Annotated in this window: 7 protein-coding genes and 1 pseudogene; 3 read left to right on the forward strand and 5 right to left on the reverse strand. The window is 76.5% G+C overall.

Going from position 1 to position 8,607, the window contains the following annotated elements; genetic code table 11:
* Nucleotides 1–243 (reverse strand): annotated as a pseudogene (locus UW392_RS18045) (S1 family peptidase); the annotation flags it as partial.
* A 201-nt stretch (nt 244–444) separates the two neighbouring features.
* Nucleotides 445–1,407: a hypothetical protein gene (locus UW392_RS18050; RefSeq protein WP_320776043.1), complete on the reverse strand. Its 963-nt coding sequence runs from the start codon at nt 1,405–1,407 to the stop codon at nt 445–447.
* A 240-nt stretch (nt 1,408–1,647) separates the two neighbouring features.
* Here UW392_RS18050 and UW392_RS18055 point away from each other — a divergent pair, with 240 nt between their 5' ends.
* The 3 genes from UW392_RS18055 to UW392_RS18065 all read left to right on the forward strand — a co-directional run bounded on the left by UW392_RS18055 (nt 1,648) and on the right by UW392_RS18065 (nt 4,478).
* The gene (locus UW392_RS18055; RefSeq protein WP_320776044.1) at nt 1,648–2,220 is read left to right on the forward strand and encodes an RNA polymerase sigma factor; all 573 of its coding nucleotides are present in this window, start codon (nt 1,648–1,650) and stop codon (nt 2,218–2,220) included.
* 142 nt (nt 2,221–2,362) lie between these two features.
* A complete protein-coding gene (locus tag UW392_RS18060) occupies nt 2,363–2,848 on the forward strand; it encodes an SRPBCC family protein (protein WP_320776045.1) in 486 nt (161 codons plus the stop codon).
* Nucleotides 2,841–4,478, forward strand: coding sequence for an NAD(P)/FAD-dependent oxidoreductase (locus UW392_RS18065; RefSeq protein ID WP_320776046.1), 1,638 nt, complete (start codon nt 2,841–2,843; stop codon nt 4,476–4,478). Before UW392_RS18060 ends, UW392_RS18065 begins: the two co-directional genes overlap by 8 nt.
* Here UW392_RS18065 and UW392_RS18070 read toward each other — a convergent pair.
* From UW392_RS18070 to UW392_RS18080, 3 genes are read right to left on the reverse strand one after another with little or no spacing between them, the layout of a single operon-like run.
* A complete protein-coding gene (locus tag UW392_RS18070) occupies nt 4,475–6,064 on the reverse strand; it encodes an FAD-dependent oxidoreductase (RefSeq protein WP_320776047.1) in 1,590 nt (529 codons plus the stop codon). The genes UW392_RS18065 and UW392_RS18070 overlap by 4 nt on opposite strands.
* A complete protein-coding gene (locus tag UW392_RS18075; protein ID WP_320776048.1) occupies nt 6,061–6,855 on the reverse strand; it encodes a methyltransferase domain-containing protein in 795 nt (264 codons plus the stop codon). Before UW392_RS18075 ends, UW392_RS18070 begins: the two co-directional genes overlap by 4 nt.
* 27 nt (nt 6,856–6,882) lie before the next feature.
* Entirely contained in the window at nt 6,883–8,124 is a 1,242-nt protein-coding gene (locus UW392_RS18080; RefSeq protein ID WP_320776049.1) for a lycopene cyclase family protein, read from the reverse strand.
* Nucleotides 8,125–8,607 lie beyond the last annotated feature (483 nt).

The following is an 8,607-nucleotide window of genomic DNA, read 5'->3' on the forward strand; positions in this document are numbered from 1 at the left end:
GGCCCGGCGGGCCTCGGGTGCCACGTCGGCGGCCCGCCGCTCGGCGGCGAGCCGGTCCTCGGCCTCGGCCCGGTCGAGGCCGAAGTCCCGCCGCATCGCGTCGAGGAGCGAGGCGGAGGCCGCCGCCTCCGGGACGGCGGCGGGGGTGTCGTCGGCGGCGGCCGGGAGGGAACCGGCCGCCGTCCAGCTGCCGAGCATGAGCAGGACGGCCAGCCCGACGTGGTTGAGTCTGCTGCGTCTCACGGGAGTTGCCCTTCGTCGTTCCAGCAAGGTGGGGGTGGAACAACCGCTGTCTGAGAGCGCTCTCACAAGGGGTTGGACAGAGCTTAGCCAGAGCGGTGCCGACAGGTCCATGCCAATGCGGCGACGAAATGCGCGGCACCGGCGCCGACCGGTGCCGCCCCGTGGCGCTCCGGTACCGGGCGGTCGGGTACCTGACAGGTGTCAGGGGCGCGGCGGGGGCGCGTCCCGGTGGAGGTCGCGTTCCATGAGGATCAGCGCGCGCTCGCGCACACAGTCGGCGTGCACGGTCACCGCGCGCGGGTCGAGCCCGTCGATGGCGGACTGCACGGCCTCCAGCGCCTCGTCGAACCGCCGCAGCCGCCGCAGCGCCGACGCCCTGCGGAACAGGGCCTCGGCGTCGAGGCCCGCCGCGAACGCGGGCGAGTCCAGCAGCCTGAGCATCAGCTCCGGCTGGCCGGGCAGCGCCTCGCCGAGCCAGACGCCGTGCAGCAGCGCGTGGACGACCTTCCGGTCGTCGGCGGCACGGGCCAGCACCGCCTCCAGCAGCGGCAGCCCGGCGGTACGCGACCGCCCCAGCAGGGCGAAGGCCCGCATGGCGGCGACGTACGGATCGGTTCCGGCGCCGTCGGCCGGGTCCCCGCCCGCCCCGCCGGAGAAGAACTCCTCGGGGCCGGAGAGGAACTCCCCGGGTCGTGAGAAGAACTCCTCGATGTCCCCGCACCGGAAGTCGTAGCGCAGCGTGGTCAGGAAGCAGTGCCACAGGGCCCGGCCGTACGGGGCGCCGGGGTCGGTCCCGGCCACATGGGCGCCGGTGAGGAAGACCAGCGCGCTGTGCCCGTCGGCCCGCGCGCGCCACGCCAGGTCGGCCGTCACCCGCACCGACTCCCGCCAGTCCGCCCGGCCCCGCGCCAGCCAGCAGGCCGCCTCCCGGGTCCAGTCGCGCCCCGAGGCGACCTCCTCGGCGACCCGGGCCCGTACCATCACCCAGCCCCGGTCACGCCCGGCGGGACCGTCGCCGGTCAGCGCGTGGGTCACGGCGTCGGCCGCTCGCGGCAGCCGCCACAGGCCGCGCGCGACGTGCTCCGTGACGGGTGTCCACGACGCGGGCAGACCGGCCACCGCCTCGACCGCCCGCCGCAGTTCCGGGTCGTGCTCCACGCGCATCGACGTCGCCTCCTGACGTGGTCCGCGGGCGCGGACGGTGCCTCATGTCTCCCTCCGGGGAGCGGGCGCGTAACGCCGCCCCGGCGGGACCCGCGCGGGCGGCACGGCCGATACGACGCAGAAGCGATGCGAGTTGTCCGCCGCACGGGTCGATTTCGACGATGGCGTGTACCGGAGGCGCCCGGTCCCCCCGGGGCGCGCCACCGGCGCACGCAGGGTCGCCTTCACTCAGGAGCGGACATGAGCGTCACCGAGACCGCCGCACCGCGCCGAGCAGCGCGGTGCACCGCCTTCACGCGGGGCGAGGAGGCGCAGCTGGCCGCCGCCTACCGGGCCTGGTCGCCGCTGGTCCGGGCGCTGGCGCGGCGCATGCTGGGCGACACCCGGGACGCGGAGGACGTCACCCAGCAGGTGTTCGCCGCCGCCTGGCGCGGACGTCACGGCTACCGCCCCGAGCGGGGCTCGCAGCGGAACTGGCTCATGGGCATCGCCCGACGCAAGATCGCCGACACGCTCTCCGCCCGGTCCCGGCAGTCCGAACTGGTCGCGGCGGCGGGCGCCGCCCTCGCGGTACGGCCCGGCGACCCCGGCGCACGGCCCGAGGTCGTCCTCGACCGGCTCGTGATCGGGCAGGAACTGGTCAAACTGCCGGCCGCCCAGCAGACCGTCCTGCGGATGGCCTACTACGACGACCTGTCGCAGACCCAGATCGCCGAACGCACCGGCTGGCCGCTCGGCACCGTCAAGAGCCACGCGCGGCGCGGCCTGCACCGGCTCCGGGACAGCCTGGGCAGCCGGCCCGAGTCCTCCTGACCGCCACGGCACCGTACGCCCCGTCGCCACGCGCGGGGCGTCTTCCACGTCCGGGCCCGTCCGGGCCGGCGGTTGCCGGGCCGAGGAACGGGCACTCAGTGCGCGCGGAGACACCGCGGGGTCACGGACATGGGAGATACGCGTGGCAGTTCGTCATCGACTGGTGCAGGCGAGCCCGCGAGCGGTGTGGGCGGTCCTCGCCGACCCCGAGAGCTACGTGCGCTGGGTGGTGGGACCCTGCGAGGTCACCCCGCAGCGGGGACGGTGGCCCGAGGTCGGGGCCACCATCCACTACGAGATGCCCGTCGGACCCGCCCGGCTGTCCAACGAGACGGTCGTGCGCCGCTGCGAAGAGGGCTCCGTACTGGAACTGGAGGCCAAGGCCGGACCGCTCGGCACGGGGCGCATCGCCCTGGAACTGCGGCCCTGGGGCGACGACTGCTTGATCTTCGTCGACGAGCACCCGCTGCGCGGACCCGGCGGCGCCCTCCACAACACCGCGGTGGAACTCTTCATCCACCTGCGCCACCGCGCGATGCTCGCCAGGCTGGCGCACCTCTGCGAGGAGCGGGACGGCCGGAAGCCGCGCGGAGCCGCCCACACCCGACCGGAGGCCGGTCATGCCTGACGCCGTCGTCATCGGCGCCGGCCCCAACGGCCTCGTCGCCGCCAACCTGCTCGCCGACGCCGGCTGGAGCGTGGCCGTCCTGGAGGAGCAGCCCGAACCCGGCGGAGCGGCGCGTCACGACACGGCGGTCGCGGACGGGTTCGTCAGCGACCTGTTCAGCTCCTTCTACCCGCTGGCCGCCGCCTCCCCGGTCCTGGCCGGACTGCGGCTCGGCGACCACGGACTGCGGTGGAGCCACGCGCCGCACGTGCTGGCCCACCCGCTCGGCGACGGCACGTGCGCCGTCCTCGACCGCGACGTCACCACCACCGCCGCGTCCCTCGACGCGTTCGCGCCCGGCGACGGCGACGCGTGGCACCGGCTGCACGACGTCTGGGAGCGCTACCGGGCGGACATCCTGGACGCCCTGTTCACTCCCTTCCCGCCGGTACGGGCCGCCGCGCGGCTCGCCCTCAGGCTGCGGGTCGGCGGCGGGCTGCGGCTGGCGCGCAACCTGCTGCTGCCGGTGCGCCGCATGGGGGAGGAGGAGTTCCGCGGCGAGGGCGGCAGACTGCTCCTGGCCGGGAACGCGCTGCACGCAGACCTCTCCCCGGAGTCCGCCGGCAGCGGCGGCTTCGGCTGGCTGATGTCGATGCTCGGCCAGACCTACGGGTTTCCCGTACCGGTCGGCGGCTCCGGCGCCCTGACCGCGGCCCTGGCGCGGCGGCTGACCTCCCGCGGCGGCACCCTGCGCTGCGGGGAGCGCGTCGAGCGCGTCGTCGTCCGGGACCGGCGCGCCGTCGGCGTCGTCACCGCCGGGGGCGAGACGGTCGCCGCGCGCCGCGCGGTGCTCGCCGACGTGTCCGTGCCCGACCTCTACGGCGGGCTCGTCGACGCGGCCGACCTGCCCGAACAGGTACTGGACGACGTACGGCGCTTCCAGTGGGACTTCGCCACGTTCAAGGTCGACTGGGCGCTGGACGGGCCGGTGCCGTGGCGCGCGGAGGAGGCCGCGCGGGCCGGGACGGTGCACCTGGCCGACGGCCTCGACGAACTGACCCGGTTCATGGCCCAGATCTCCCAGCGCCAGGTCCCCGACCGGCCCTTCTCGCTGTTCGGGCAGATGACGACGTCCGACCCGACCCGTTCGCCACGCGGCACGGAGTCGGCCTGGGCGTACACGCACGTCCCGCACGAGGTCCGGGGCGACGCCGGCGACGAGGGCCTCACCGGGAGCTGGGACGCCAAGGAGCGGGAGATCATGGCCGACCGGGTGGAACGCCAGGTGGAGCGGTTCGCCCCCGGCTTCCGGAAGCTGGTCAGGGCCCGGCGCGTCCTGGCCCCGCCGACGCTCCAGGCGCTGGACCGCAACCTCCACGGCGGGGCGATCAACGGCGGTACGACCGCCATCCACCAGCAGCTCTTCTTCCGCCCCGTGCCCGGCACCGGCCGCCCCGAGACCCCCGTCGCCGGGCTGTACCTGGCCTCCGCGGGCGCCCACCCGGGCGGCGGCGTCCACGGCGCCCCCGGCGCCAACGCGGCCCGCGCGGCACTCCGCCGCCACCGGGGCGACGGCCTCCAACGCGTCCAGCGCCTCCTCACCCACCGCGACCGCACGGGCGACCGCGGAGCCGGGCGCTCAGCCTTTTAACCCTGGCTCCGGCGGCGGGGCGTGCTCCTGGTGTCCGGGTCCGGGACCGTGCGGGCCAGTGCGCGCAGCAACCGTGAGCGGGCGCCGTCCGGCACCGTCCACAGGGGCTCGCCCCGTAGCCCCCACCGCTCCAGCAGCGCGTCGGCGGCCAGGAAGCCGGAGGTCGCCGCCCGCTCCATGAGGGCCACCGGGAGGTCCGTGCGGACCAGGTCGCCGGCGACCACCAGGGCCGGGTCGGAGGTGCGGACGGTGGGGCGGTCGGCGTAGCCGCCGACGGGGAACAGGGGGCAGTCCGCCCGCCACTCGTGCCGCTCGGCCACGATCCGCGCGCGGCGGGTCTCCGGGTACACCCGGTACAACTGGTCGATCAGGCGCTTCTCCTCCACATCCCGGACGGCCGTCGACGGCAGGGCGTACGCGTGCAGTTCGACGATGGAGCCCCCCGTGCGCGCCGCCCAGCGCGCCGCCTCGCCCTCCCACGCGGAGAGCACACTGACGTTGTCCAGCGTGCCGTACCCGCTGGTGCCCAGGAAGCCGGGCCGGCCGGGCGCCACCGGCCGGTCCAGCCACAGTCGCGACACCAGGAACGGCGGCGCCGTCCGCAGCCGTGCCACCCGCTCCCGCCAGGCCGCGTCCCCGAGCCCCGGCGAGCGGCCCACGAGGCTCCGCAGCCCTCCGGCGTCCAGCGCCAGGACGACCGCGTCGTGGCGCCGGGCGGCCCCGGCCGCGTCGGCCACCTCGTACCCGGCCGCCGCCGATCCGCGTACCGCCTCCACCGGTGACGACGTCCGTACGTCCGCGCCGAGCGCGGCGAGATGCCGGGCCAGCGGGTCCCAGAGGGCTCGCGGATACGGCTCGTCGGGCACGTCGAAGAGCAGCCCCTCGCTGGAGCCGAGGAAGTAGATGTGGAACATCAGCGCCATCTCGGCGGCCGACAGCTCCCGGGGGTCGGCGAAGAAACTCCGGGAGAACACCTCGAAGGCCAGGTGCCGCGCGGCGGCGGGAAAGCGCAGCGCGTCCAGGAAGTCGTGCGCGCTCACGTGGTCCCACCGCTCGTGCACGCGCCGTGTGCTGATGTCCAGCAGGGGCAGGGCCGCCGCGGGCCGGAGCGCCAGCAGGTCGCGCGGCCCGAAGCTGGGGCTCAGCGCCACGAAGCCGAGGGCGCTCCACGGCGGCGTGCGCGGCACCCGCCGGAACCCGTCCCGCAGGCCGTCGGCGTGCAGGAGGGGGTAGTCGGGCAGCCCGGTGAGCATCCCCAGCGCGGGGTCGGCCCGGCGCAGCAGGCTCCGCAGGTTGTAGTACTGCCGGAAGAAGGCGTGGAAACCCCGGCTCATCGTGGCGGACGTGCCGTCCGGCAGCGCGACGGGCCATCCGGCGACCCGGCCGCCGAGCACGGGTTCGCGTTCGTGCAGGACGACCCGGACGCCCCGCTCCGCGAGGAGCGTGGCCGCGGCCAGTCCCGCGATGCCGCCGCCGACCACCGCCACCGACGGCGGCTCACCGGCGACGCGTGCGCGGCCGGGCCTTACGGGCAGCGCCCGAGCCCGCCGGTCCCGGCCGGGCACTCCCGTTCCGCGCCGGGTCATCGGGCCTCCTCCCGGTCCGCCGCCGGGCGCCGCGCGACGAAGGTGTGGGTGACACCGGTCTGCCAGCCCGGCAGCGGCAGCACTCGCACCCCGTCGAACCCGGCCCGTTCCAGCCGGGCGCCGAAGCCGGGCGCGGTGTCGAACTCCAGCACGCTGCGCCACAGATGGCGGTACAGCTCCCGGTTGCCGGTCGCCGTGCCCAGCGGCAGTACGACGCCCTGGCAGACCGCGGAGCACACGAGCCGGTCGGTGCGCCGCCCGCCGAGCGCGTAGTCGTGCACGGCCAGCCCGCCGCCCGGCGCCAGCAGCCCGAACACCGAACGCAGGACGGCGTCGGGGTCGGCGACATTGCGGAACAGGTACGCGGCGAAGACCGCGTCGAACGGCCCGCCCACGTCGGCGCGGTGCAGGTCCTCGGCGGGCGCGTGCACGAACCGCACCCCGGCCCGCCAGCTCTTCGCACGGGCCCGCCGCAGCATCCCCGCCGAGGCGTCGACCCCGGTGATCCGCGCGCCGGGCAGCGCCGCGGCGAGCGCGGCCGTCGACGCCCCCGTGCCGCAACCGAGGTCCAGCACCCGCGGGGCGCCCCCGGCGGGACGACCGGTCGCCACGGCGGCCGCGGTCGGCCCGGCCAGCCCGGTCGGTCCGGTCAGCCCGGTCAGCCCGGCCAGGCGGCGGGCCGAGCGGCGCAGGTGGGCGTGGTAGCCGGGGTTGAGCGCGACCAGCCGGTCGTAGGTGTCGGCACCGCGGTCGAACGCGGTGGCCAGCGCGGTGTCGCGCAGCAGGGGCATCGCACAGCTCCAGGTGGGTGGCGGATCTCAGGGGGAGCGGCGCAGCCACGGCAGTTCCGCCGTGGTGCGCAGCATCGGCAGGACGGGCGTGCGCACACCGACCGCGAGGTCCTCCCACAGCCGGGTCCGCCCGTCGAGGAAGCGCAGCAGACGGCCCACCGGCACGCGGTCGAAGAGCCGGAAGAACAGGTCGGGGCCGTCGACCCGGCCGGTGTCCAGCGCCCGCAGCAGCACCGCGTCCATCAGCCGGGCGCGGGCCGCGTGCGGGGGCGGCGGGACCGGGCGGCGCCCCGCCCGGACGGCACCGGCGATGGCCTCCGACTGCCGCTGCACGGCGGCGAACGTGTACCCCGTGGACGGCCGCGTGGCCCCGCCCGCCGCACCGATCCGGAAGACCCGTCCGGCGCTCCGCCGCGCGAAGACGGCGTCCGTCATCGGGATGACGCCCTGCTCGGTCGAGAGGACCTGGGTGGCGCCGGTGCCGAGGACCCGGCGCGTGTAGTCGTCGAGGGCGAGGTCGTAGGCGGCCGTGCCGAGCGGCGCGGGACCGAACTCGGTGTACTCCACCAGCGCGGTGCGGCGGCCGGTGGGCAACACGTAGCCGAAGGAGAGGCCGTGGGCGGGCTGCGGGGTGCGGAAGTCCATCAGGTCGACCACGCCCGGGTCGAACACCGGCCGCTCGGTCCGCACGAACCAGCCCCGGAAGTGCTGGAGGAGCCGGGTGCGGGCGGCCGGCGGGCGCTCCGGCGGGCGGGAGTCGAACACCCAGCGGGCCCGCAGGTCCACGGGGGAGCCGGCGGCGTCCGTGCCGCTCACCCGTACGGTCCCGTCGGACCGGTCGGCCACCGAGGCGACACTCGCCTCGACCCGCCGGGTCAGCGGGTGCCCGGCCAGGTCGCGGTCGACCAGGGCCTCGAAGTCGTCCGAGCGGATCATCTTGTAGCGCAGCGGGGCGATGTGCCGCCGCAGCTCCGCGCCGTCCGGGCCGCGCACCCGCAGCCACTGCCAGGACGCCGTCATCGCATGGTCGAAGCGGCCCGGTCCCGCCTCCCAGAAGCACCAGGTGCGGCCCGGTACCCGCAGCGGGCCCGGGGGAGGGCCGACCAGAGCGACGGAGGGGGCGGCCGCCGTGCGGCGCGGGTCCGGCGCGCGCAGCCGGTGCGCCAGTGACAGGCCCGCCGCGCCCGCTCCGACGATGACGATGTCCGCGTCCGGCACGCCCGCCACCCCTTTCTGCCGTCGTCGCGTCGAGGCCGTTGTTGTCGTCATGGTCATGGCCATCGTGGTGGCCGTGGTGGCCGTCGTGGCCGTGGCCGTGACCGTCGTCGGCCCGGACGGCCCGGCGACGGTCGGCCGGCGCCGGACCGCACGGGCGGTCCGGCGGTCTCGGCGGAGTATTCCGCTCCGGGAACGCCCGCGGATGCACGGCGCGCTGGAGGCCCGGCGGCCGCTGCCCGCCGAGCGGGTGAGCGGCGCGGGTGATCGGACGAAGAGCGCGTGGCGCGGTCCGCGCCGGGGGAAGGCATCAGCCCACCGCCGGGTGTGCCGAGGACGGAGATCCACGGCCGGCGGCCCGGGGCGCATCCGGTGCGCCCCGAGGGGCCGAAGAGGACTGAGAAAGATCGCTGCCCGTACCGACGACGAGAGGACACGGGATGCGCCCCTGCCGCACCGGCCCCGCCCCGCGCCCACCCCACCCGGAGGACCCGGCCCGCCCGTTCCCGCCCGCCGCGCGGACGCGCGCCCGCGCGG

It is taken from the genome of Streptomyces sp. CRN 30 (genome assembly GCF_034105845.1).